Consider the following 24323-nt stretch of genomic DNA (forward strand, 5'->3'; position numbering starts at 1 on the left):
GGGAGGCGTTCATCTGGACGCCTTTCCGCCGGCGCGAGAGGTGGAGTAAACGGACATGACGGGTTACCGGATTGCAGGCACGAGACTGAGTCTATTTGTGCTCCTGCCATGCCGATAACTGCAATTATGCGAATGAATCAGTGCGTTATACGCACGTATCCCCACTAGCTGCGCAGGCCCTCTTCGCAGCAGCGCTTGATCAGGCGGCGCAGCCAGCGATGGGCTGAATCGTTGTCGAAACGCGGATGCCAGGACTGGCGAACCCGCACCGATTCCAGCGGCAAGGGAATCGCAAACGAGCGCAGTGGCAGGCCGAGCCGCTCACACACCGAGATCACCGGGTCGGGCATGGGGAGGATCAGATCGGAATCGTGCAGGGCCAGCACCGCCGAGAAGAAGCTCGGGGAGATCAGCCCGACTCGGCGTGAAAGCCCCCGATCAGCGAGCGCCTGGTCGATGGGCCCGCGCGCCAGGCCTCGGCGCGAAACGCTGATCTGGTCGAAGGCGGCAAAGCGCTCCGCTGTGATGGGTGCGTCGAAGATCGGATGCCCCTCGCGCACCAGGCCGTTGAAACGGCATTCGAACAGGCCCTGGGACTTGATCTCGGGCGTCAGTTTGTCGGAAGCGCCGACGATCAGGTCGATGCGGCCGGCGCGCATGGCATCGTCGTCGCCATCGATCTCCGGAACGAAGCGCAGCACCGCGCCGGGCGCTTCCTGGCGCATCAGCTCGAACAGCCGGCCGCCATAGCAGACCATGAAGATGTCATTAGTCCGCACGTTGAACTGTCGCGCAAGACTCGAAAGGTCCACATCACGGGCATGGAAAAGTCCGCTGGCCTGCTCCACCAGCTCACGCACCTGTTCGCGCAGTTCCAGTGCGCGTGGCGTAGGCACCAGGCCGCGCCCGGCACGCACCAGGATCGGGTCGCCCACCGCATCGCGAATGCGCGCCAGCGTTCGGCTCATGGCCGGCGCACTCAGGTGCATGCGCCGTGCGGCGCCGGCCACGCTGCCCTCGTCGAGCAGAACATCCAGGGCCACCAGCAGGTTGAGGTCGGGCAATGACATTGCCGGCTCCAGCGCAAAAGAGAGATCGCCAATGTAGCGACCGGCCCGAATGCCGTCGATGGGACGCCATGAACGACAAGGCCCCGCGAGTGCGGGGCCTTGTCAGGAGCGATGGGGATCAGGCCTGGGCCTTCTCCTGCTTCGCCTTGAGCTTCTTCAGCTCTTCGTCACGCAGTTCGCGGCGCAGGATCTTGCCAACGTTGGTGGTCGGCAGCGCGTCGCGGAACTCGATGGCGCGCGGCACCTTGTAACCGGTGACGTTGCTGCGCATGTGCTCCATCACCTGTTCCTTGGTCAGGCTGACGCCGGGCTTGGCGACCACGAACATCTTGATCGCCTCGCCGGACTTCTCGTCCGGCACGCCGATGGCGGCGCACTGCAGCACGCCCGGCAGGGTCGCCAGCACGTCTTCCAGTTCGTTCGGGTACACGTTGAAGCCGGACACCAGGATCATGTCCTTCTTGCGGTCGACGATGCGCATGAAGCCGTCTTCCTGGATCACCGCAACGTCGCCGGTCTTCAGCCAGCCGTCGGCATCGAGGATTTCGTCGGTGGCTTCCTGGCGCTGCCAGTAGCCCTTCATCACCTGCGGGCCCTTCACGCACAGCTCGCCGGGCGCGCCCAGGCCAACGTCGTTGCCTTCGTCGTCCACCACCTTGCACAGGGTAGAGGGCACCGGAATGCCGATGGTGCCGATCTGGATGCTCTGGAAGGGGTTCACCGATACCACCGGGCTGGTCTCAGTCATGCCATAGCCTTCGCAGATGGCGCAGCCGGTGACCTGTTTCCAGCGCTCGGCGGCGGCCAGTTGCAGGGCCATGCCGCCAGACAGGGTCAGCTTCAGCGCGGAGAAGTCCAGCTTGCGGAAGTCCTCGTTGTTGCACAGGGCAACGAACAGGGTGTTCAGGCCCACGAAGCCGGTGAACTTGTACTTCGCCAGCTCCTTGGTCATGGACGGCAGGTCGCGCGGGTTGGAAATGAGGATGTTGTGGTTGCCGGTCAGCATCATCGCCATGCAATGGAATGTGAAGGCGTAGATGTGATAGAGCGGCAGCGGGGTGATGAGGATCTCGCAACCTTCGTTCAGGTTGGCGCCCATCAGCGCCTTGCATTGCAGCATGTTGGCGATCAGGTTGCGGTGGGTCAGCATCGCGCCCTTGGCCACGCCGGTGGTGCCGCCGGTGTACTGCAGCACGGCGATGTCGCTGCCCTGCGGGCTGGCTTCGTTGACGGCACGGCCGCGGCCCTTGGCCAGGGCATCGTTGAGCTTGACCGCCTGCGGCAGGCTGAACGGCGGCACCATCTTCTTCACGTGCTTGATCACGGCATTGACCAAGAGACGCTTGAAGGTCGGCAGCAGGTCGCCGACTTCAGTGACGACGACGTGCTTCACGCCGGTCCTGGGCAGCACTTCTTCAGCCAGGTGAGCCATGTTGGCCAGGCAGATAAGGGCCTTGGCGCCAGAGTCGTTGAACTGGTGCTCCATTTCCCGTGCGGTGTACAGCGGGTTGGTGTTGACCACGATCAGGCCGGCACGCATGGCGCCAAAGACGACTACCGGGTATTGCAGGATGTTCGGCAGTTGCACGGCGATGCGGTCGCCGGGCTTGAGATCGGTGTGACTCTGCAGGTAGGCGGCGAAGGCGCCGGAAAGTTCGTAGAGCTCACCGTAAGTGAGGGTCTTGCCCAGGTTGCTGAATGCGGGCTTGTCGGCAAAGCGTTGGCAGGACTGCTTCAATACCGCCTGGACGTTGGGGTATTGGTCGGCGTTGATCTCGGCAGGAACACCCGCCGGATATTTGTCCTTCCAGAAGTTTTCGGTCATGGAGGCCCACTCCTAAGCAACAGCTGATTTCACTGTCCTCGAGGGACAGTTGTTTGTTGTGTTCTGTGCGATTGTGCGCCCGTCCGGGCAAAAAAACGCGCCGAGATTAACAGCTTTGCCAGAGCCTCACCAGCACCAAACCAGCCCTTACCAGTAATAAAAATGACCAAATTCAGTGCATCTGGTCATTTTTGGAGTCTGAACTCTAATTAGCCGACAAACGGCGTATTTCGGGGCTTTCACGGGTTCTGAGGGGGGAGATTGACCGGGCGGACAGGCGGTTCGTGCTGAAATGCGGGGTGAAGAGGAGGCGGGAAGAACAAGGGCAGGACGGAAGACCCGCCCTGCCCTTTCGGTCAGGCGATATCGCGCAGTTCGCGACGCAGGATCTTGCCCACCGGAGTCATCGGCAGGGCTTCTTTCAGCACGATGTGCTTGGGCACTTTGTAACCCGTGAAGTTTTCCTTGCAGTAGGCCTTCAGCTCCTCGACGCTGACGCCGCCCTCGCGCGGCACCACGAAGAGCTTTACCGCCTCACCGGACTTGTCGTCGGGTACGCCGATGGCCGCGCAGTTGGCCACCTTCGGGTGGGCCATCACCACGTCCTCGATCTCGTTTGGATAGACGTTGAAGCCAGAAACGATGATCAGGTCCTTTTTGCGATCGACGATACGCACATAGCCGTCCGGATCGATCACCGCGATGTCGCCAGTCTTCAGCCAGCCTTCGGCATCCAGCACCTCGGCGCTGGCCTCGGGACGCTGCCAGTAGCCTTTCATCACCTGCGGCCCCTTGATGCACAGCTCGCCACGTTCCCCCAAGGGCAGTTCGTTGCCCGCATCGTCAATGGTCTTGAACGCGGTGCCCGGTACCGGAATGCCCACGGTCCCCAGGCGAGCCAGGCTGCCGTAGGGATTGGTGCTGGCCACGGGGGAGGTTTCGGTCAGGCCATAGCCCTCCACCACGGAACAGCCGGTCATGGCCTGCCAGCGCTCGGCAGTAGCCTTGACCAGGGCGGTGCCGCCGGAATTGGTGACTTTGAGGTTGGAGAAGTCGAGGTTCTTGAACTCGGGGTGGTCCATCAGCGCAACGAACAGGGTGTTCAGGCCCAGCAGCGCAGAGAAACGCCACTTCTGCAGCTCCTTGATGAAGCCGCCGATATCGCGCGGGTTGGTGATGAGGATGTTGTGGTTGCCGTTGACCATCATGCACATGCAGTTCGCGGTGAAGGCATAGATGTGGTACAGCGGCAGCGGCGCAATCATGATTTCCTGGCCCTGCTTCATGAGCGGCGCGCCATCCGGGCCGTGCTGTGACAGGCAGGCGTCGACCTGCTGCATGTTGGCCACCAGGTTGCCGTGGGTCAGCATCGCGCCCTTGGCCACGCCCGTGGTGCCGCCGGTGTACTGCAGCACGGCGATGTCTTCCAGGCCGACCCGCACCGGCTTCAAGCCATGACCCTGGCCCTGCTTCAGCACGTCCTTGAAGGAGACGGCCTGGGGCAGGTGATAGTCGGGGACCATCTTCTTCAGCTTCTTCACCACGGTGTTGACGAGCCAGCCCTTGAGGCTTGGCAGCATGTCACCCATGCGCGCCTCGATCAGGTACTCGATCTCGGTGTCGGGCAGGACTTCCTCGACCAGCTTGCCGAACAGGTTGATGTAGACCAGCGCACGCACCCCGGCGTCCTTGAACTGGTGACGCATCTCACGGGCGGTATAGAGCGGGTTGGTGTTGACCACGATCAGGCCGGCGCGCAGGGCGCCGAACACGGCAATGGGGTACTGCAGCACGTTGGGCATCTGCACGGCGATGCGGTCGCCGGGTGCAAGGTCTGTGTTCTTCTGGAGGTAGGCGGCGAAGGCTGCGGACAGGCGATCCAGCTCGGCGTAGGTCAGGGTCACGCCCAGATTGCTGAAGGCCGGGCGGTCAGCGAACTTCTTGCAGGATCGTTCGAAGACCTCGATCACCGACTTGTAGGCGGCCAGATCGATTTGGTTGGGCACGCCGGCCGGGCGTTTGTCGCTCCAGAAATCAGGTTGCATTGTTCTTATCCTCGAAGCCCTGAAATAGTCTGGCCCGCACTGCGGGGCTGCCGGGAACTTAGCAGCTCCGAAGCGCAGCGCAAATATGCGACGGGGTGTCATTGACCGCGTGAATCTTACCGATAGTCCAGTTAGATTCGCCTAGCATCAGAACAAGAACATGACATCCGGATTACATATCACCCATGCGTTTCCCTCTGGCCCTGTGTGCGCTGCTGTCCTGCCTGTTCCTCAGCTGCGGCGTGCGGGCCGACCTCCGTCTGGCGACCCTGGAATATCCGCCCTACTGCTCACAGTCCCTGCCGCAAGGCGGCAGTATCATCGAGCTCACAACCCGCGCCTTCGCCACCCAGGGCTACAAGGTCCAGGTGGATTTCATGCCCTGGGCCCGCGTACGTGCAGCCCTGCACAGCGGCCACTACCAGGGCGCCCTGGCCCTCTGGCCGCGTGAAGTGGTGGAGGAGAACCTCCATGCTTCGCGCCCGCTGTTCTACAGCGAACTGGGATTCTTCGTACGCAAGGACACGCCTGTCAGCTTCAAGAGCCTCTCCGAACTCAAGGGACGCAAGGTGGGCGTGGTCAGGGGCTACGGCTACCCGACCCGTGTGCTGCGCTCGGGATTCAGTGCTGAAGAGGCGGTGGACGACATCTCCAACCTGCGCAAGCTGGATGCCCGACGTTTCGACCTGGTTCTGCTGGAGCGAGCCGTCGGCCAGTACCTGATCGCCACGGACGAGCACCTGCGCGGCAAGCTCCAATGGCAGCCGCCGGCCCTGGAACGCATCCCTCTGCTGGCGGGATTCAACGCGCCGCGTGCCGGACAACCGGACTGGGCGCAAATCTATGAGCGCGGCCTCAGGGCACTGCTGGCCAGCGGCGAATACATGCGCATCCTCGAACGCCACAACGTCCCGCCCAATTGAGCAGGCTTTGCGCCACCTTCGCCCCCGTGCACAATGCGCCGAATCCCCGGCAAAAGGATCGGCCATGCGCCACGACGCCTTCTGGCTAGACGCGAGCGATAGCGCGCCCCTGTACGTCAATCACTGGTCCGGCGAGACCCCGCCCAGGGCGGTAGTCATGCTCTCCCACGGCATGGCCGAGCACGGCGGCCGCTATGCCCGTCTGGGTGCGGCGCTGGTAGCCGTCGGTTTCGAGCTCTACGCCCTCGACCAGCGCGGTCATGGACGCAGCGCCGAGCATGGCGTTCTCGGCCAGTACGCGGCGGATGAAGGCTGGAGCAAGGTCATTGGCGACCTGGCGAGCCTCAATCACCACATCCGCCAACAGCACCCGCAAGTGCCGATCTTCCTCCTTGGCCACAGCATGGGCAGCTATATCGGCCAGGCCTACCTGATGCAGCACAGCTGCAGTCTGCAGGGCGCCATTCTTTCCGGCTCCAACTACCAGCCCGTCGCGCTGTACAAGGTGGCTGCACTGGTGGCCCGTTTCGAGCGCTGGCGCCAGGGCAAGGAAGGCCGTAGCGCGCTGATCGAGTTCCTCTCCTTCGGCTCCTTCAACAAGGCCTTCAAACCCAACCGCACGGCCTTCGACTGGCTCAGCCGCGACCCGGCTGAAGTGGACAAGTACGTCGAGGACCCGCTCTGCGGTTTCCGCTGCACCAACCAGTTGTGGCTCGACCTGCTTGGCGGGCTTCAGAACATCACCCCGCCGAAACACCTGGCGCAGATCGACCCCGATCTGCCGCTGCTGGTGATCGGCGGCGAACGCGATCCGGTCAGCGAGGGCCGGCGCCTGCAGGATCTTGCCGCGGCATTGCGCCGGGCCGGCATCAGGGACGTGCAGCTGAACATCTACCCTGACGCCCGTCATGAGCTGCTCAATGAGAGCAACCGCGACGAAGTGATCGAAGACTTGATCGACTGGCTGGAGCAGACCCTTGCCCACAGTCGGCACCACAAAACGCAAGCCAAGGAGTCCGCATGAGCCAGGTAACCAACTTCACCTACGACGCCCTGGAAGTCGGCCAGAAAGCCACCTTCTCCACCACCGTCGAAGAGCGTCATATCCAGTTGTTCGCTGCCGTCTCCGGCGACCGCAACCCGGTGCACCTGGACGCCGAGTACGCTGCCGGCACCATGTTCAAGGAGCGCATCGCCCACGGCATGTTCACCGGTGCCCTGATCAGCGCCGCCATCGCCTGCGAAATGCCTGGCCCGGGCAGCATCTACCTCGGCCAGCAGCTCAAGTTCACCCGTCCGGTAAAACTGGGCGACACCCTGACCGTCGAGCTGGAAATCCTGGAGAAGCTGCCTAAGAACCGCGTACGCATCGCCACTCGCGTGTTCAACCAGAACTCGGACCAGGTCGTGGACGGCGAAGCCGAGGTGCTCGCGCCGAAGCAGCAGCTGTCGGTGGAACTGCCGGAACTGCCGCCGATCACCATCGGCTGAAGATGCAGCTGCCATGAAAAAGCCCGGATGACTCCGGGCTTTTTTTGGGCACTGTCCCTGTGGGAGCGAATTCATTCGCGAAAGGGGTAGGCACCGAGCTGGCCTGACGCTGCCCTCACCCCAACCCTCTCCCAGAGGGAGAGGGGGTGGTCTGTGCCAGCCCTGCCCTACTCAGCCACCGTCACGCTGGCCGTCATCCCGGCGCTCAGTGTCACATCATCCGGCACCTTGTCCAGCTTGATCCGAACCGGAATCCGCTGGGCCAGGCGCACCCAGTTGAAGGTGGGTTCGACGTTCGCCAGCAACTGGGTATCGGGAATGGCATTGCGGTCGGTGATGCCACGGCTGATGCTTTCCACCTTACCGGTCAGCGGCTCCCCTGCACTCATCAACCAGACCTTCACTGGAGCGCCTACCTTGATGCGCGGCAGCTTGGTTTCTTCGAAATAGGCCTGGACGTAGAACGAACCGTCATCCACCAGCGCCATCACTGGCTGCCCGGCGCTCGCGTAGTTGCCCTGGGCCAGGCGCAGATTGGTCACTTGCCCACTACGTGGCGCACGCAACTCGCTGCGCGTGAGGTTGAGCTCGGCCACTCTCACCTCCGCCTGGGCTTCGCGGAATTCGGCACGGGCCACTTCCGCAGTGATCAGGGCGTTCTCCTTGAGCTCCGCACTGATCGCCTGGGGTCCCAGGTGCTCACGACGGGAGGCCTCGTGCTCGCGCAGGCGCAGCTGGTGCTGGCGGGTCTCGGCCACCGCGCGGGCCTTCTCCAGCGCCGCCTGGTAGCGCTCTCGGTCAATACTGAGCAACAGGTCGCCGGCCTTGACCTGCTGGTTGTCCTGGACCTTCAGCTCCATCACCCAGCCGGACACATCGGGCGATATCACCACCACGTCGGCGCGCACGCGCGCGTCGCGGGTCCAGGGTGCGAGCATGTAGTGCTGCCAGAGGCCATAGCCGGCCACGATGGCCACCACGACCAGGGCCAGGGTTACCATTACGCGCAGCGTGGAACGCATCTTCATCTCCTTCACGAGTGCCCGGTCAGCGCTACCAGCGCCGCCAGCACACAGACATACAAGGCACAGTCGAACAGCGCTTCGTGCCAGATCCAGCGCGCCAACCCGGCTCGAGCCAGACCGATTCGCAGTGCGCCGGTTACCAGCAGGGCCAGCAGCGCATAAAGCAGAAAGGGGCTGAGCAGCACGCCCCCCAGGGACCATTCACGCAAGCCCATGGCTCGCCTCCTGTTGTTCACACCATTGCCGCCAACTCTGCTGCAGCTGCAACAATGCCGCCTGGGCCAGGCGACGGTCGATACTCCTCCCGGCCCCCCGCAGAGCCTCCAGCAACTCTCCAACGGGCTCGTCGAGGGCCTGGGCGCGGCCCGGTGCCGGGCCTTGCAGCACGACGTGCTCGAGTTGCCGCATGAAGCGGTCCTCCGATGCGCCCAGCGGCCTGTCAGCCGCGGCCAGGCAGCGCCGCAGGTGCAGCAGTTCGTCGCCCAGGTCCAGGCTGGCGATACCATCGTCCCAGCGGCTGCGGCTCTGTTCCGGCAGCACCGGGTAGAGCCGCGCCAGTTGAAGCAAGCGGTCGGCCATGCGTCCGCCGAACCAGTTCTCCGCCCCGGCCAGGCGCACTCCGGTCAGGCGTGCCAGATCACTCAGGCTCGCCTTGAGCAGCCGCCGGCCGTGCCACACCGGATTGCGCAGTGGAATCAGGCGGAAGGTGAACACCGCGAAGCCGACTCCGAGCAGCATGGAAATCGCCTCATTGAAGAACAACCCGACATCGAAACGCATGAGGTTCTGTGGTGCACAGAGCACGATGAAATGCAGGCAGAAGGAGGTAGCCGTGGCACCCAGCGCAGGCTTGGCCATACCCAGCGCACCGAAGAACAGCGGTACACCGAGCGCCATGCAGAGCATCGCAAAGCCGCTGAGTTGGGGCAGGAACACCTGTCCAACGATAAAGGCCACGGGCAGCGCATAGACGATGCCGTGCAGGAACATCATGCCGATCTGCTCCGCGTTCTCGCGACTGGCGAACAGGCCACAGATCACGCAAGTCAGGGTCAGCGCGCCGACCGCGGAGGTCCAGGCGGTGGCCAGCCAGAAAGCCGACAGGCCGAGGAAGGCCAGGGCGCTGCGCAGGCCATAGATGGCGGCTGTCTGAACATCCCGGTGAGTAGACAGCGGCGGTGGTGCGTCCGCGGGCGCTTCGCCGCGTTCCACTGCATGCATGGCACCAACCGCCTCCGAGGCCTGGCGCATGACCACCGCCATGCGACCCAGACAGTATTGCTGGACAGTGGTCAGGGTCTCGTCCTCAGACGCCAACAGCAGCCGCTCGCGCAACGCATCCAGACGCGCCACATCAGGTTCGGCCAGGGTCTGTTCGACCTCTTCCACCCAGGGCCGCAGGCCATCGGCCTCGTCCTCGTCCAACTGACGCCACTGGCGCGCTACACCGCGAGCCAGACGTAGCAGACTGAGCAAGTCGCGACTGAGCACCTGCAAGGCCAGCGCACGCTGGCGACCAAGACTGCCTTCAAACCAGGCGTGCTCGCGCTGCGCATCCACCGCAACGATACGCCCCAGCACACCCAGCAAGCCCTGGCGCTCCTGTCGCTCGCCCTTCAAGGCGGAGATCGACGCCTGGATGCCGCATTGCCAGGCGTCCCGTGCCTGGCGCGCCAGCTGGCGTTCCACCCGCTGCGGCCAGAGCAGTGCGCTGGTAAGGGTCGCGCAGATGATGCCGAGGCAGATTTCCGTGGAGCGCGCCACGGCCTGGTCGAACACCGCCAGCGGGTGGCTAATGGCGGGCAGGCCAATGATGGCGACCGTGTAACCGGCCAGCACGAAGGAATAGGACCAGGCACTGCGCATCATGGTCGAGGCGGCGGTGCAGATGCCCAACCAGGCGGCCAGGGCCAGCAGGAATAACCAGGGTGTCTGCGCGAAGAGGCCGACGATGGCCACTGACATGAACGTGCCGACCAAAGTGCCGAGCAGCCGCGCCAAGCCCTTCTGCACCACCATCCCGGACAACGGCTGAGCCACGATAAACGCCGTCATCAGCGCCCATTGCGGCTGCTGAAGATCGAAGCGAAAGGCGCACCAGAGGGCAATGCCGCCTCCCAGCAAAGTCTTGATTGCGAATTGCAGCGCCGGAATGTCAGGCGCCAGGAAGGCACGCAGGGAATCGCGCACGGGCTAGGTCCAAGGATGATCCGTAGAAACTGAAGATAGCCCGCCAGAATCGGCAGGCCATAACCGCGAATATTGATAGTTTGCTAACAAAATCTCGTCCAGTGGGCGCTTCGCGTTCGTCGGCTGCTCGTTGTTAATTAATTAAATGCATATTTAAATAAACCCATCCCTTCTCGTCCGGAGATACTTACCGTGACCCGCCCTCGCTCCCCCGGCCGCCCCACGGGCGATTCCCAGCTCCAGCGCGAACGCCTGCTGGACGCCGCCACCGATGCGTTCGCCCATGTCGGCGTCCATGCTGCCAGCCTGCGGGGCATTGCCCAGCAGGCTGGCGTGACGCCCGCCCTGGTGAACTACTACTTCGGCAACAAGGAGCGCCTGGTGGAAGCCGTGGTCGAGGAGCGCCTGCTGCCCCTGTTCCAGGGCATGGGCGAACGCCTGCAACAGGTCGGTGACGATCCTATGGAACTGGTCGGCGCCTTCGTTCGCGGCATGAGCGCCAACCTCAGCAGGAATCCCTGGCTGCCGCCGCTCTGGGTCCGTGAAGTGCTCTGCGAAGGCGGTGCGCTGCGCGAAATGCTCACGTCCCGCTTCGCCCCGATGGTGCCCCTGCTGCTGGCCCAGCGCTTCGCTGCGGCGCAAGCGGGCGGTCGTCTCAACCCGGACGTCGACCCTCGCCTGCTGGTGGTTTCGCTGGTCGGCCTGGTGATGCTGCCCTACGCCGCCGGACAGATCTGGCGCGGCATTTTCGCCACGCCGGAACTGGGCGACGAAGCCATGGTGAAACACATCATGGCCCTGCTCGAGCGCGGCCTGGAGGTGAAGCCATGAAACACTTGCTTCCCTGTCTGTTGGCGTTCGCCCTGCTCAGTGGCTGCGAAGACCCCGCTCAACAGCCGCTGCTCGGCACCCTTGAATGGGACCGCATCGGGCTGCCCGCAGAAGCCTCGGAAACCATCCTCGCCTGGCGTGTGGCCGAGGGTGATCAGGTGCAGCAGGGCCAACTGCTGCTGGAACTGGACCCGCGTCGTCTCGATGCCCGTCTCAAGGAAGCGCAAGGCGACGTCGCCCAGGCAAAGGCGCGGCTTGACGAACTCAGCAATGGCGCCCGTAGCGAGACCGTGGACGCCGCCCGCGCCACCCTCACCCGCAATCGCGCGGAGCTGACCGACGCCGACCGAAACTTCCAGCGCATCGCCGCTCTCTATCAGCGCCGCCAGGTCGCCATTGCCGAGCTCGACCGCGCCCGCGCCGCCCGCGACCAGGCCGATGCTGCCGTGAACAATGCTGACGCCCAGCTGCGCGAACTCACCAACGGCACCCGTCCGGAACAGATCGAACAGGCCACCGCCCTGCTCCAGGCCGCCCAAGGCCGGCTGGCGCAATTGCAGGTCACCCGCGAGCACCTTAGCCTGCGCGCCCCCCGCGAGGGCCGGGTGGATACCCTCCCCTTCAAGCCTGGCGACCAACCGCCACTGAACGCCGAGCTGGTCAGCCTGCTGGTGGGTGAGGCGCCCTACGCGCGGGTCTACGTGCCTGCCTCGGTACGTACGCAGATCGCCATCGGCGATGCGCTCAAGGTGAAGGTCGAAGGCGTGGCCGAACCTTTCGACGCCACCGTGCGCAGCATCGCCAGCGAATCCAGCTTCACCCCCTACTTCGCCCTGACCGGCGACGACGCCAGCCGCCTGGTCTACCGCGCCGAACTGGTGCTGCAAGGCGAGGCTGCGCGCAAGCTGCCCGCGGGCTTGCCGGTGCAGGCGGAGCGAGTGAGCCATGAGCAGTGATGAAGCGGTAATCCGCGCCAGCGGCCTGACCAAGCGCTTCGGCCAGCTCACTGCCGTCGATGGGCTGAACCTGCACGTCAACCGCGCCGAAGTGTTCGGTTTCCTCGGTCCCAATGGCTGTGGCAAATCCACCACCATCCGCATGCTCTGTGGCCTGCTTCTGCCCAGCGCCGGCGAGATCGAAGTGCTCGGCTGCCGCATCCCGCAGGACGCCGAGGAACTGAAACGCCGCATCGGCTACATGACCCAAAAGTTCTCTCTGTACGAAGACCTGACGGTGGGCGAGAACCTGGAGTTCCTCGCTACCGTCCAGGGCCTGGATCGCCGCGAAGCCCGCCAGCGCATCGATGAACTGCTGGAGCGCTATTGGCTGGCGGATCGCCGCAAGCAGCTCGCCGGCACCATGAGCGGCGGCCAGAAACAGCGCCTGGCCCTGGCCGGCGCAGTGCTGCACAAGCCCGACCTGCTGCTCCTCGACGAACCCACCAGCGCCGTGGACCCGCAATCACGCCGGGAATTCTGGGATTCGCTCTTCGAACTGGCCGAAGCCGGCACCACCCTGCTGGTGTCCACCCACTATATGGATGAAGCCGAACGCTGCACCCGTCTGGGCATCCTCGATGCCGGACGCCTGGTGGCCGACGGCAGCCCCGCCGATCTGATGGCTGCCCTGCCAGGACGCCCGTTGCTGGTGGAATGCGCACAGCCACGCCAGGCCCAACGCGCCCTGCAAGGTGCCGAAGAAGTCATCGCCATGGCCCAGATCGGTGCCACGCTGCGCGTGCTCAGCGCCGTCGATGATGCTCGCGAACGCATCGCCCAACGCCTTGTCGACCAGGGCGTCGAGGCCGAGGTGAAGCCCACCGACGCCAACCTCGAAGATGTTTTCGTTGCCGTCACCCACCGCCCGCTGGAACGGGCCGGAGCCTCGTCATGAACCTGCGCCGCCTGGGGGCTATCGTCCTCAAGGAACTGCGCCAGCTGCGCCGCGACCGCCTGACCTTCGCCATGATCGTCGGCATCCCGATCATGCAACTGGTGCTCTTCGGCTACGCCATCAACATGGACGTGCGCGGCTTGCACGCCGCCGTGCTGGATCAGGCCGACACCGCCCGCTCCCGCGAAGTGATCGCCGAACTCGGCGCCAGCCAGGTGCTGGATTTCCGCTACCAGCTCGCCACGCCGCAAGAGCTGGACAAGCTGCTGCGCGAAGGCAGCATCAGTGCTGCCCTGGTGGTGCCGCCGGACTTCGAAGCACGTCTGCAACGCAAGGACCGCCCGCCACTGCAGCTGGTGGTGGATGGTTCGGACCAGGTCGTGCAGGCCTCGGCCCGCCAACTGGCGGCCTACCCTCTGCCCGGCTGGCCTAACCTGACCGGCGTGCAGGTGGTGAACTTCTATAACCCCGAACGCCTGGCGCCCCTGAATACGGTGCCGGGGCTGATCGGAGTGATCCTCACCATGACCATGGTGCTGTTCACCGCCATCGCCCTGGTGCGCGAACGGGAACGCGGCAACATGGAACTGCTGATCACCACACCGCTCTCGCCCTGGGAGCTGACCCTGGGCAAGGTCCTGCCCTTCGTCGGCATCGGCCTGGTGCAGGTGACAGTGATCCTGCTGGTGGGGCTGTGGCTATTCGAGGTACCGGTGCGTGGCTCGCTGCTGGAACTCTATGGCGCGTCCCTGGTGTTCATCTTCGCCAGCCTGACCCTGGGGGTATTCATTTCCACCCTGGCGCGCAGCCAGTTCCAGGCCATGCAAATGGCCTTCTTCACCTTCCTGCCGCAGATCCTGCTGTCGGGTTTCATGTTCCCCTTCGCCGGCATGCCGCAGGCGGCGCAGTGGATCGCCGAAATCCTGCCGTTGACGCACTTCTTGCGTCTGACCCGCGGCATCATGCTGCGCGGCGCAGGCCTTGCCGATCTCTGGCTGGAACTGGTGGTGCTGCTGGTGTTCACCCTGGTGATGCTCACCTTCGCAGTAATGCGGGTGCACAAGCGGCTGGATTGAGAAGAGCCCACCTCGGAGTGGATACCTATCTGTAGGGGCGAATTCATTCGCCAAGCAGGCCGAAGGTCTGCCCAGAGATCAATCAGGGAGCAGCTGCGCCGCCCTTGGCGAATGAATTCGCCCCTACAAGGTTTCCCGGGAATTCAGATTCACAACCTTGCCCCTTTTCGTTGGGCCTCGTTCCTCGGACCAACCTACGGGAGGCCTACGGCCTCCTTCGCGAATGAATTCGCTCCCACAGGTTCAAGCCAGCAACCCCGCCATGGTCCGCTCGCCCAGTGCCGGGCCGACGCTCATGCCCACGCCACTGTGCATCAGCACGGCAGTCACTCCCGGCGCGGCCTTGAGCACCGAGAAGGGCCCCGGCCCACGTGCGCCGTAGACGCCCTGCCAACGCTCCACCACGGTCAGGCGGGTACCCAGGGTGTGTTCGGCCAGTTCCAGCATGATTTCGTCCACCGCTTCGGCGTTGAAGGGCGAAGCATCTGTGCCGTAGTGGTGGGAATCGCCGACGATCAGCTCGCCATGGGGCGTCGGGCTGACCAAAAGGTGAATACCGTGCTCTTCCAGCTCCGGCTGCTCGCTCTGGATCTGCTCGCGAATGGCCTCGGCTTCCGGCAGGTCGGCGAACGCGCCGTAGTGCACGCAGCTGAGGCCCGTGAGCACCGCCTGATTCAAGCCAAAATCCTGTTCCGGGCGAACACGCAGCATCTGCAGGCGGCACACCTGGGGTTGCAGTGAAGCGATCTGCTCGGCCAGCAGGGTCTGGTAGTCATGCCCCGAGCAGACGACGATCTGCTCCGCGCGGCAGCTGCCTTTCGTGCTGTGGATAACCCCGGGTTCGACATCGCGCACCAGGGTGGAGAAATGGAACTCGACGCCGTGCTCGCGGCGCAGGTAATCCACCAGCGCGGGAACAGCCTCGCGGGAGTAGATCTGCTGGTCGTCCAGGCCCAGCAGCGCAGCGCGATGGTGGCTGAACTGGCCCCGGTACAGGTCGTGCAGACGTTCGCCACGCAGCAGTTCCACGTGATAGCCGTGCTCGGGCGCACGCACTTCGCAGAAGGCGTCCAGCAACTCTTCCTCGGCGCGGGTACGGGCGAACAGCAGGGAGCCATTGCGGCGGATCTGGAAGCCGGCGGCCTCGGCCCAACCGGCCCAGATTTCGCGACTGTCGCGGGCAAGCGCATGCATGGGGCCCGGCGGCTGGCCTGTGACCAGCGCCTGGCCGAAGTTGCGCACCGACGCGCCCAGCGGGGTGGCGCTGCGTTCGAAGACGCTGACGCGCAGTCCGCGGCGGGCGGCGGCATAGGCGTGGGATAGACCGAGGATGCCGGCGCCGACGATGGCGATATCGGTGTCTTGCAGGGGCATGGGGTTCTCCTTGAAAGCCCGTGCCTTCCCGCCCCCTCACCCCAGCCCTCTCCCAGAGGGAGAAAAGCAGCGAGGGAGAGGGGAAGGTTCGAGCGAGGGGATGATTGCGGAGTTACTGCGGCAGCTTCTCGGACTTGCCGTCGTAGCGCTTGCGCCATTCGGCCAGAATCTGGTCGCGGTTCTGCGAAGCCCAGGCGAAGTCGTTCTTGATCAGGCGCTGCTCGTAATCGGCGGGCAGTTCGGTCTGCGGCTTGGCGATACCGGGGGCGGCGAGTACGGCGAAGTTTTCCTTGTACAGCTCCATGGCCGCCGGGCTGGCGGAGAAGTCGGCGAGTTTCTTGGCCGCTTCAAGCTGGTCGGTGCCTTTCACGATACCGGTGGCTTCAATTTCCCAGCCCAGGCCTTCTTTCGGCAGGACGATGTCCAGCGGTGCGCCCTGGCGCTTGAGCTGCACGGCCGGGTATTCGAAAGAGATACCGATGGGGAACTCGCCGGCGGCGGCCAGCTTGCACGGCTTGGAGCCGGAATGGACGTACTGGCCGATGTTCTGGTGCAGGCCATCCATGTAGGTCCAGCCCTGCTTCTCGCCAAAGGTCTGCAGCCAGGCGCTGACGTCGAGGAATCCAGTGCCGGAGGACGCAGGGTTCGGCATCACGATCTTGCCCTTGTACTCCGGCTTGGTCAGGTCTTCCCAGCTATTGGGCTTGCTCAGGCCCTGCTTCTCGGCTTCCACGGTGTTGAAGCAGATGGTGGCGGCCCATACGTCCATGCCCACCCAGGCCGGCGGATTGGCGGCGTCGCGATAGTTGGCGCCGATGGTCTCCAGATGCTTGGGCGCGTACTTCTGCAACATGCCCTGTGCATCGAGGATGGCCAGGCTGGAAGCAGCCAGGCCCCACACGGCGTCGGCCTGCGGACGATCCTTCTCGGCCAGCAGCTTGGCGGTGATGATGCCGGTGGAGTCACGTACCCACTTGATCTCGATATCCGGGTTCTGCGCTTCGAAGGCCTTCTTGTAGGCCGACAGCTGCTCGGCTTCCAGGGCGGTGTAGACAGTCAGCTCGGTGGCGGCCTGGGCCTGGAGGCTGAAGCCGGCCATTACGGCGGCGGCGAGAGCGAGGCGTTTGAACATGGAAAGCTCCTTGTCGGGATTGCTTGGGGTTGTGGTTGTTCAGTGGGTGCCCGGCGTGCCCTGGCGCCAAGCCTGGGAGCGGCGCAGCAGGCCGCGCGAAGCCCAGGCCAGCAGCAGGGAAACCGTGGCGGAGGTCAGCAGGATCAGGGTGGACATGGCGGCCGCGCCGCCGACGTTGCCCGCGTCGTCCATGTTCAGCACAGCCACGGCGGCGAGGATGCTGTCGGGGCTGTAGAGGAAGATGGCGGCGGACACCGTGGTCATGGCCGAAACGAACAGGTAGCGGATGATGTCCAGCAGCGCCGGCAGGCAGATCGGCACCGTCACCCGCAGGTAGTGGCGCCAGAGCGGAGCCTTGAGCGACAGCGCGGCGGCCTCGAACTCGCCATCCAGCTGGCGCAGCGCGGTGGTGGCGGTCATCTGCGCAGTCGTCAGGAAGTGCGCGATGGAGCAGATCACCAGCAGGGTCATGCTGCCGTAGAGGGCGTGCAGCGGGTTGCCTGGCAGGTTGAAGAAGAACACGTAGCCAAGGCCGAGCACGAGGCCGGGTACGGCCATGGGCACGAAGCTGAGCAGGCGCAGCGCCTGGTTGAGCCACTGCTGGCCACGGGTCTTCTCCATCAGGTAGGCGCCGGTGAAGATCAGCGCACTGCCGAAGATCGCGGTGCAGCTGGCCAGGGTCAGGCTGTTGCGGTAGGCCAGCCAGCCGCCACCGGCGGTTTCCTCGAATGCGTAATGACGCAGCGACAGCGACAGGTTGTAGGGCCAGAACTTCACCAGCGACGAATACACCGCCATGCCCAGCACCAGCAGGAGGATTGCGCAGACCGCCAGCACCAGGGCGAGGAAGCAGGCATCGCGGACCTTCGACGGTGTCGGGTGGAAGACCTGGGCCCGGCCGCTCATGGCCTCGCCCTGGCGACGACGCAACCAGGCGTCGACACCAAAGCTGAGCAGTGCCGGCAGCAGCAACACCATGCCGATCAGAGCGCCACGGCCGAACTGCTGCTGGCCGACCACGGCCTTGTAGGCTTCCAGCGCCAGCACCTGGTAGTCGCCACCGACGACCACGGGCACGCCGAAGTCGGTGATGCTCAGGGTGAACACCAGGCAGAAGGCGGCGAACGCAGCCTGGCGCGTCGCCGGCCAGGTGATGCTGCGAAAGGCCTTCCATGGACCGGCGCCCATGCTGGCGGCGGCGTCGAACAGGCGCGCATCGGCCATCGACAGCGCCGAGAGCAACACCATCAACGCATGTGGGAAGGTGTAGATGGCCTCACCGAGGACGATGCCCCAGAAGCCGTAGATGTTGTCCGGTAGCCAGTCACGCAGCAGTCCCTGGTTGCCGAACAGGTAGATCAGCGCGATGCCCGGCAGCATTGACGGTGCCAGCAACGGCAGCAGGGAGATTCCCCGCCAGAGGCCCTTGGCCGGAATCAACGTGCGTTGCAGGGCATAGGCGAACAGATAGGCGGCGGGCACCACGATGGCAGCCACGCTCAGAGACACCTTCAGGCTGTTTCCCAGCAGCCAATGGAAGTTGGCGCTGGCCAGCAGTTCCTTCGCCGCCAACAGACCACCCCCCTGCCCCGCCCCTGCGCTGAAGCCCCGCCAGAAGATCGCCAGCAGCGGCAGCAGCACAGCGAGAATCAGCAGGCCGAGGAACAGGTATTTACCACCGATCACGAAGAGGCGGTCGAGCAGGTCACCACGCGCGGTGGCCCTGGCCGGAATCTTGTCCAGCTTGATCACGGCATCCATCTCAGGCGAACACCTGCAGGCTGTGCGCCGGAAGCGCCACCCAGATATCCGGGGTGCCGAGGCGCGGCAGGCTTTCAGGGCCCAGCTCGGCCAGCAGCGGATGGCCAGGCAGTTGCTCCAGCTCGAAGCTCATGCGGCAACGGTTGCCGAGGAAGGTGATCTCCCGCACCTGGGCACGGAAGCGATTGTCCTGCTGCTCGGCGGGATTGATAGCGATGGCCTCGGGGCGACAGAACAGGCGGCCGCGCGCGACACTGCCGGCGGTTTCAGGAAGGCGCAGGTGCATGTTGCCGACACGGGCGTGACCGCCCTGGCGCGAGTCGAAGGGCAGCCAGTTGCCCTGGCCGACGAACTCGGCAACGAAGGGTGTGGCGGGCTGGCGATAGATATCCTGGGGCGTGCCGTATTGTTCAACGCGGCCCTGGTTCATCACCGCAATTCGGTCGGCCATCAGCATGGCCTCGTCCTGGTTGTGGGTAACCATCAGCGTGGTGATGCCCAAGCGCTTCTGCAGTTGGCGCAGCTCGGTGCACAGATGCTCGCGGACGCGGGCGTCCAGCGCCGACATCGGCTCATCCAGCAGCAGCAGGGACGGCGCCGGAGCCAGGGCTCGGGCCAGGGCCACGCGCTGCTGCTGGCCACCGGAGAGCTGGCCGGGGAACTTCTTCTCGCTGCCGGCAAGGCCCACCAGCTCCAGCATCTCGGCAACGCGGGCACGCACCTGCTCGCGGCCGCTGCCGGACAGGCCATAGGCGATGTTCTGCTCCACCGTCAGGTTCGGGAACAGCGCATAGGACTGGAACAGGATGCCGTAGTCACGGGCCTGGGGCGGCAGGCGTGAGATATCCCGTGTGCCGATGTGGAGCGTGCCGCTGTCCTGCTGCTCCAAGCCGGCAATGCAGCGCAGCAGTGTCGTCTTGCCACAGCCGGACGGTCCCAGCAGGCACACGAGTTCGCCTGCAGCGATATCCAGGGAAACACCGCCCAACGCAGTGAAATGGCCGAAGCGCTTGTGGATATCTCGCACCCGCATATGGGTGGCGTGGTGATCGGCTGGGGTCATGGCGGTACCTCGTTAAGCAGTTGGCGTGCACGGGTGCACGGCTCGACGAGGTGGATGCTAGGGAGGCAATGCGAACGTCAGATGGCGATTGGGCAAATTACGCCGATAGTGGCATTGGTGGATTTGGGATAGGCCCCGGATCGGCGATTGCGCAATCCTCGTGGGAGCGATTTCAATCGCGAAGGGCAGCTCCGTTGCCCGTGTCTTCCAGGCACGCAGGACGCTCCTTCGGCCCGCTTCGCGAATGAATTCGCTCCTACAGGGCAGCCTATGACTGGTCAGCCGTATCCCGCGCTACGGCAAGGAACGCTGCGGGCAAGCGCGCCTGGCGGCGTTCCTTGAGGCAGTAGAGGTATTCGTCTATCTGCGGTGCGCCCTTGAGCGCGATCACCCGCAGTTCGGGGTTATCCGGCACTTCGTGGCGGGCGATGATGCTGATGCCGAGGTTTCGGATCACCGCTTCGCGGATGGATTCGCGGCTGCCGATCTCCAGCAGCGGGCCGATGGAAATGCCGGCATCCCTGAGCATGTCTTCGGTGAGCTGGCGAGTGGTCGAGCCTGGCTCACGCATCAACAGGCAATGGCCCCGGAGATCTTCGAGGCCGACCGACTTGCGCCGTGCCAGGGAATGCTCCCGGTGAACCGCCAGTACCAGCGGATCGCTGCCCAGCACCATGCGCGTCAGTCTGGCGTCATCCAGCTTCTGGGAAGACGCGGCAAGATCGACGCGGTACTCCTCCAGGGCTTCGATCACCTGCTGGGAATTGCCGATATCCAGGGAAACATCGATCTGCGGGAAGCGTTCGCGGAAGCTGCGCACCAGGTCGAGGATGTAGTAAGGCGCAGTGGCGCCGATGCGCAGGGTGCCCTGCATCTGTCCGCAATTGCGCAGGAAGAACTCGATATCGGCTTCCTGCTGCAACAGCACCTTGACCATGGGCAACAGTTTCGCCCCCTCCTCGCTCACCGTCAGGCGGCGCCCGCCACGATGGAACAGCTCGACGCCGTACTGGCCTTCCAGGTTGCGGATCTGCGTGGTCACCGTGGGCTGGCTGAGACCGAGCTTCTTCGCCGCCTGGGTAATGCTGCCCAGGCGGGCAACCATGTAGAAGGCCTTGAGCTCGGCGCTGAGCATGGGGGGTGGACCTCGGAGCGGTGGAATGCGGGCATTCTGCCTGCCGCCGGGTGGGCTGCACAGCCGTTGCAGCGGTCAGTGCTTGCGGTTTCAACGGAGAAGGATCAGGAAGTGATCGCGATAGCGCAGCAATACGCTCCGGACTCCAACGGCTCCTGGGGGCGCAAATATGGCATTGATCCTCGGTTCAGCGATCAGACGACAGGCGCTCCACTGCCCTTTCCTGCCTCCGGAAAGCGGCAGGTGAAATGCCAAAGCGCGTACGAAACAACCTGGCCAGGTGGCTGGTATCCACCGCGCCGATTTCGTCGGCGATCAGCGCCAGGCTGTGATCGGAATTCAGCAGCCGCCATTTCACATGGTTCAGGCGCATCTCGGTCCAGTAGGCCTTTACCGTCACGCCGTGGCTGGCCTGGAACAATCGATCCAGCTGACGGCGACTGACTCCCACCACTTCCGACAGCGCGTCGGCACCGGTTGCGGACGCCATCCATTGCCGCATCAGTGCGATGGCACGATCGACGTGCCGCCCATGTACCGTCGCGGCCTCTCGCGAGCGCAACAGGTGTTCGCTGCTGCGGCTTTCATCCACCAGCATGTCGGCCAGTCCCTTGAGCGCCTTGATTCGGCCGCAGCCGCGCGACAGCAGTTCCACCGCCAGGTCGATGGCCGCAGCACCACCTGCACAGGAGATGCGATCGCCATCGAGGCAGTAGAGCTGCTCGTGCTGTAGCTGGATGCGAGGATAGGAGGCGCGGAACTCGGCTTCATGCCGCCAGTGCACCACCACCTTATGGCCGGCCAGCAGACCGCAGGCAGCTAAGAGGAAACAAGCGTTATCGATACACACCAGCTTCACGCCCTGTGCGGCGGCCTTGCGCAGGAATGGCCGGTAAATTGGCGCGAGGGCCTCGGTCGCGCCGGCACGTCGCCCCCCGAACACGACCAGGTAGTCGTAGTCGGCCAGCGCGACCTGCTCCGGACTGGCCTCCACCTGAACGGCCGCCCCGCTACTGGAAACCACGTGCCCGTGCTCGAGGCCGAGAATCGTCCAGCTGCAGTAGCGCTGCCGGCTGTAATCTTCGTCGTCGCCAGTGAAGCGCAGCTTGTCCAGGAAGCCACCGAATGGCAGCAGGCTGAATTCGGGAAGGGGCAGCAGGAGGAAGCGAACATCCGGTTGGCTGGCGTCTGCGTGCATGAGGGCATGTCCAGAAACTGCTAAACAATGTCTAGAAAATACCTCACTCCGAGACGAGCCGCCCCTAGACTGGCCGCAGGTTTTCACGAGGACTGGCACATGGCTCCGGACACCTGGCTGATCTACTTCATCGCCACCATCGGCCTGGCGCTCACCCCCGGCCCGAACAGCTTGCTTGCCCTGACTCACGGGGCACTGCACGGCTCGAAACGCACACTGTTCACCATCACCGGCAGCGTCTCCGGCTTCAGCGTACTGATCGCCTTGGCAATGTTCGGGCTGGGCGCTCTCCTGGAGGCCTCGTCGGCCGCGCTGACGGTGCTCAAGTGGGTTGGCGGCGCCTATCTGGTGTGGCTGGGCTTCCAGCTCTGGCGAGCCCCCGCCCTGCACCTGAATCCGCTGACCGGAACCGGCACACCGCCGCTGTCGAACCTGTTCCGCCAGGGGTTCCTGTCGGCGCTGGCCAATCCCAAGGTGCTGCTCTTCTACGGTGCTTTCCTGCCACAGTTCATCGATCTGCAGCGCTCGCTAGTCAGCCAGTTCATCGTCATGGCGGCGACCTTCGCGGCGGTGGAGTTCCTGGTGGAATACCTCCTGGCGCGCCTGGCGTTCAGGATCCGACCGTGGCTGGAGCGTGGTGGCAAGGGCTTCAACCGTGGCTGCGGGACGCTGTTCGCACTGATCGGCGCGGCCCTGCCCCTGACGCGCTGATGGCGCGACGACGAAGAAGCCCCGCAGGTCAGCGGGGCCTGTTCGTGTTAGTAGCCGCCGCTGCCCATTGGCTCGCTCTGCTGCGAACCACCACCGCCATCGCCGCCGCCGTTACAGGACGAGCCACTGATCGCGATGAACAGCGCCACCATTACCAAGGGGATCAAGCGTCTGAGCATCTGAGTTCTCCCGTGAGGTGAGCCCCCAACATTCAGTCAAGCGTGGCGCACGGAGGGTCGCAAGCGCAGGCGGCCAGCGGTCGAGAACGGTCGGAAAGCTACGATCAGGCGGGAAAAATGGCGTCCCAGAGTGGGTTCGAACCACCAACCTTCCCCTTAGGAGGGGGATGCTCTATCCAATTGAGCTACTGGGACGCGGGGCTCGCCAGTTGCTGGCGAGGTCCGGAGGACGGGCGGCATGTTAGCGACGTCCGCGCCATTTGTCATGCCTCGCGGGACCAGTATCCCGCGAGGCATTCAGCTCAGCGACCGAAGCGCTCTTCGGCCAGGCGGTCGGCCACCGCGGTGGTGGTGCGGCCTTCGCTGTCGGCACGCACGAAGATTTCCCGCAGGGTCTCGCCAATGCCTTCGACATGCTGGCGCAGCGCCGCTTCGCTGCCGTTGCTGCGCTCGTACCAGACGTCGATGATGCCACCGGCGTTGATGGCGTAGTCCGGTGCGTAGAGGGTGCCGCGACGACGGAGCTCCTCGGCGAGGCCCGCGTCGGCCAACTGGTTATTGGCGGCACCGGCGATGATCGGCGCGCGCAGGGCTTCGAGGGTTTGCAGGTTGATGATGCCGCCCATGGCACAAGGGGCGAAGACATCCACATCGAGGCCGTAGATTTCATTCTGTCCTACCACCTGAGCACCCAGTTGCTCGGCGGCGCGACGGGCGTTGGCTTCGTGGATATCACAGACCCAGAGCTGGGCACCGGCCTCCTTGAGGTACTGCGCCAAGCTGAAGCCCACCTGGCCGACGCCCTGGATGGCTACGCGCAGGCCGGTCAGGTCGTCGCGACCGAGGCGGTGCTTCGCCGCTACGCGGATACCGACGAAGGTGCCGTAAGCGGTGGACGGAGACGGGTTGCCGTCGCGCACACCGCCGCCCAGGGCTTCGCGGGTGCCGGAACCCGCCACGTGGCGGCTGCGCTCGGCCATGATGCGCATCTCGGTGACACCGGTGCCGGAGTCTGCGGCGGTGATATAGCGGCCGCCCAGACTGTCGACGAAATCGCCCATGGCCTGGAACAGCGCTTCGCTCTTGTCGCGGTGCGGGTCGCCAATGATCACGGCTTTACCACCGCCCAGCGGCAGGTTGGCCAGGGCGGACTTGTAAGTCATGCCGCGGGACAGCCGCAGTACGTCGCGCAGCGCCTGCTCGTCGTTCAGGTAGGGCCACATGCGGCAGCCGCCCAGGGCCGGGCCGAGGTTGCTGTTGTGGATGGCGATGATCGCCTTGAGACCGGTAGCCTTGTCGTGGCCATAGACCACCTGCTCGTGATCATCGAACTCGACATGGGTGAAGACGGACATGGGGGTTCCTCTGAATTCTTGTTGGCAACGTAGGGGGATTGATCAA

Annotated in this window: 22 protein-coding genes and 1 tRNA gene; 8 read left to right on the forward strand and 15 right to left on the reverse strand. The window is 64.5% G+C overall.

Annotated elements, in window-relative coordinates; genetic code table 11:
- Window positions 1-164: 164 nt before the first annotated feature.
- The 3 genes from E8E75_RS22215 to fadD2 all read right to left on the reverse strand — a co-directional run bounded on the left by E8E75_RS22215 (window position 165) and on the right by fadD2 (window position 4940).
- On the reverse strand, window positions 165-1070 hold the full coding sequence (locus tag E8E75_RS22215) for a LysR family transcriptional regulator (RefSeq protein ID WP_153917561.1): 906 nt from the start codon (window positions 1068-1070) through the stop codon (window positions 165-167).
- A 118-nt stretch (window positions 1071-1188) separates the two neighbouring features.
- The gene (fadD1, locus tag E8E75_RS22220; RefSeq protein WP_120652405.1) at window positions 1189-2895 is read right to left on the reverse strand and encodes a long-chain-fatty-acid--CoA ligase FadD1; all 1707 of its coding nucleotides are present in this window, start codon (window positions 2893-2895) and stop codon (window positions 1189-1191) included.
- A gap of 356 nt (window positions 2896-3251) precedes the next feature.
- The gene (fadD2, locus tag E8E75_RS22225; protein WP_120652407.1) at window positions 3252-4940 is read right to left on the reverse strand and encodes a long-chain-fatty-acid--CoA ligase FadD2; all 1689 of its coding nucleotides are present in this window, start codon (window positions 4938-4940) and stop codon (window positions 3252-3254) included.
- Between the two features lie 185 nt (window positions 4941-5125).
- Between fadD2 and E8E75_RS22230 the strand changes: the two genes are divergently transcribed.
- The 3 genes from E8E75_RS22230 to E8E75_RS22240 all read left to right on the forward strand — a co-directional run bounded on the left by E8E75_RS22230 (window position 5126) and on the right by E8E75_RS22240 (window position 7354).
- Complete coding sequence (locus E8E75_RS22230; protein WP_120652409.1) at window positions 5126-5863, forward strand: transporter substrate-binding domain-containing protein; 738 nt, start codon at window positions 5126-5128, stop codon at window positions 5861-5863.
- A 64-nt stretch (window positions 5864-5927) separates the two neighbouring features.
- Complete coding sequence (locus E8E75_RS22235; protein ID WP_153917559.1) at window positions 5928-6887, forward strand: alpha/beta hydrolase; 960 nt, start codon at window positions 5928-5930, stop codon at window positions 6885-6887.
- Complete coding sequence (locus E8E75_RS22240) at window positions 6884-7354, forward strand: MaoC family dehydratase (RefSeq protein WP_120652413.1); 471 nt, start codon at window positions 6884-6886, stop codon at window positions 7352-7354. Before E8E75_RS22235 ends, E8E75_RS22240 begins: the two co-directional genes overlap by 4 nt.
- A 167-nt stretch (window positions 7355-7521) precedes the next feature.
- Here the strand turns inward: E8E75_RS22240 and E8E75_RS22245 are convergent, their stop codons facing one another.
- From E8E75_RS22245 to E8E75_RS22255, 3 genes are read right to left on the reverse strand one after another with little or no spacing between them, the layout of a single operon-like run.
- On the reverse strand, window positions 7522-8376 hold the full coding sequence (locus E8E75_RS22245) for an HlyD family secretion protein (RefSeq protein WP_120652415.1): 855 nt from the start codon (window positions 8374-8376) through the stop codon (window positions 7522-7524).
- Between the two features lie 11 nt (window positions 8377-8387).
- Window positions 8388-8594 carry a DUF1656 domain-containing protein gene (locus E8E75_RS22250; RefSeq protein WP_120652416.1) on the reverse strand — a complete coding sequence of 69 codons (207 nt, stop codon included), beginning with the start codon at window positions 8592-8594 and terminating at the stop codon, window positions 8388-8390.
- Entirely contained in the window at window positions 8581-10569 is a 1989-nt protein-coding gene (locus E8E75_RS22255; RefSeq protein WP_120652418.1) for an FUSC family protein, read from the reverse strand. The genes E8E75_RS22250 and E8E75_RS22255 overlap by 14 nt, the downstream gene beginning before the upstream one ends.
- A 192-nt stretch (window positions 10570-10761) precedes the next feature.
- Between E8E75_RS22255 and E8E75_RS22260 the strand changes: the two genes are divergently transcribed.
- From E8E75_RS22260 to E8E75_RS22275, 4 genes are read left to right on the forward strand one after another with little or no spacing between them, the layout of a single operon-like run.
- Window positions 10762-11400, forward strand: a complete 639-nt coding sequence (locus E8E75_RS22260) for a TetR/AcrR family transcriptional regulator (RefSeq protein WP_280359793.1) — start codon at window positions 10762-10764, stop codon at window positions 11398-11400.
- The gene (locus E8E75_RS22265) at window positions 11397-12356 is read left to right on the forward strand and encodes a biotin/lipoyl-binding protein (protein ID WP_153918796.1); all 960 of its coding nucleotides are present in this window, start codon (window positions 11397-11399) and stop codon (window positions 12354-12356) included. Before E8E75_RS22260 ends, E8E75_RS22265 begins: the two co-directional genes overlap by 4 nt.
- Complete coding sequence (locus E8E75_RS22270) at window positions 12346-13293, forward strand: ABC transporter ATP-binding protein (protein WP_153918798.1); 948 nt, start codon at window positions 12346-12348, stop codon at window positions 13291-13293. Before E8E75_RS22265 ends, E8E75_RS22270 begins: the two co-directional genes overlap by 11 nt.
- Complete coding sequence (locus tag E8E75_RS22275; protein WP_153918800.1) at window positions 13290-14369, forward strand: ABC transporter permease; 1080 nt, start codon at window positions 13290-13292, stop codon at window positions 14367-14369. Before E8E75_RS22270 ends, E8E75_RS22275 begins: the two co-directional genes overlap by 4 nt.
- 243 nt (window positions 14370-14612) lie before the next feature.
- Here E8E75_RS22275 and E8E75_RS22280 read toward each other — a convergent pair whose 3' ends face one another.
- From E8E75_RS22280 to E8E75_RS22305, 6 genes are all read right to left on the reverse strand, one after another.
- On the reverse strand, window positions 14613-15743 hold the full coding sequence (locus tag E8E75_RS22280) for a TIGR03364 family FAD-dependent oxidoreductase (protein WP_153918803.1): 1131 nt from the start codon (window positions 15741-15743) through the stop codon (window positions 14613-14615).
- 112 nt (window positions 15744-15855) lie between these two features.
- Window positions 15856-16875 (reverse strand): putative 2-aminoethylphosphonate ABC transporter substrate-binding protein, encoded by a 1020-nt coding sequence (locus E8E75_RS22285; RefSeq protein ID WP_120652428.1) that lies wholly within the window; start codon window positions 16873-16875, stop codon window positions 15856-15858.
- Between the two features lie 39 nt (window positions 16876-16914).
- On the reverse strand, window positions 16915-18636 hold the full coding sequence (locus E8E75_RS22290) for a putative 2-aminoethylphosphonate ABC transporter permease subunit (protein ID WP_153918806.1): 1722 nt from the start codon (window positions 18634-18636) through the stop codon (window positions 16915-16917).
- Window position 18637: 1 nt separating this feature from the next.
- Window positions 18638-19699, reverse strand: coding sequence for a putative 2-aminoethylphosphonate ABC transporter ATP-binding protein (locus tag E8E75_RS22295; protein ID WP_120652432.1), 1062 nt, complete (start codon window positions 19697-19699; stop codon window positions 18638-18640).
- Window positions 19700-19967: 268 nt separating this feature from the next.
- Window positions 19968-20834 carry a LysR family transcriptional regulator gene (locus E8E75_RS22300; protein ID WP_120652434.1) on the reverse strand — a complete coding sequence of 289 codons (867 nt, stop codon included), beginning with the start codon at window positions 20832-20834 and terminating at the stop codon, window positions 19968-19970.
- Between the two features lie 187 nt (window positions 20835-21021).
- Window positions 21022-22032 carry a helix-turn-helix domain-containing protein gene (locus E8E75_RS22305; protein ID WP_153918809.1) on the reverse strand — a complete coding sequence of 337 codons (1011 nt, stop codon included), beginning with the start codon at window positions 22030-22032 and terminating at the stop codon, window positions 21022-21024.
- A gap of 99 nt (window positions 22033-22131) precedes the next feature.
- On the opposite strand from E8E75_RS22305, the gene E8E75_RS22310 reads away from it, so the two are divergent.
- Window positions 22132-22743, forward strand: a complete 612-nt coding sequence (locus E8E75_RS22310) for a LysE family transporter (protein WP_120652438.1) — start codon at window positions 22132-22134, stop codon at window positions 22741-22743.
- A gap of 47 nt (window positions 22744-22790) precedes the next feature.
- Here the strand turns inward: E8E75_RS22310 and E8E75_RS22315 are convergent, their stop codons facing one another.
- The 3 genes from E8E75_RS22315 to E8E75_RS22325 form a co-directional block, all read right to left on the reverse strand.
- Window positions 22791-22922 carry a hypothetical protein gene (locus E8E75_RS22315; protein WP_256672939.1) on the reverse strand — a complete coding sequence of 44 codons (132 nt, stop codon included), beginning with the start codon at window positions 22920-22922 and terminating at the stop codon, window positions 22791-22793.
- A 118-nt stretch (window positions 22923-23040) separates the two neighbouring features.
- Window positions 23041-23117: transfer RNA gene (locus tag E8E75_RS22320), tRNA-Arg, on the reverse strand.
- 107 nt (window positions 23118-23224) lie between these two features.
- Complete coding sequence (locus E8E75_RS22325; RefSeq protein WP_120652439.1) at window positions 23225-24277, reverse strand: Glu/Leu/Phe/Val dehydrogenase dimerization domain-containing protein; 1053 nt, start codon at window positions 24275-24277, stop codon at window positions 23225-23227.
- Window positions 24278-24323 lie beyond the last annotated feature (46 nt).

This window comes from Pseudomonas sp. BN606 (assembly GCF_029873115.1).
GTDB lineage: Bacteria > Pseudomonadota > Gammaproteobacteria > Pseudomonadales > Pseudomonadaceae > Metapseudomonas.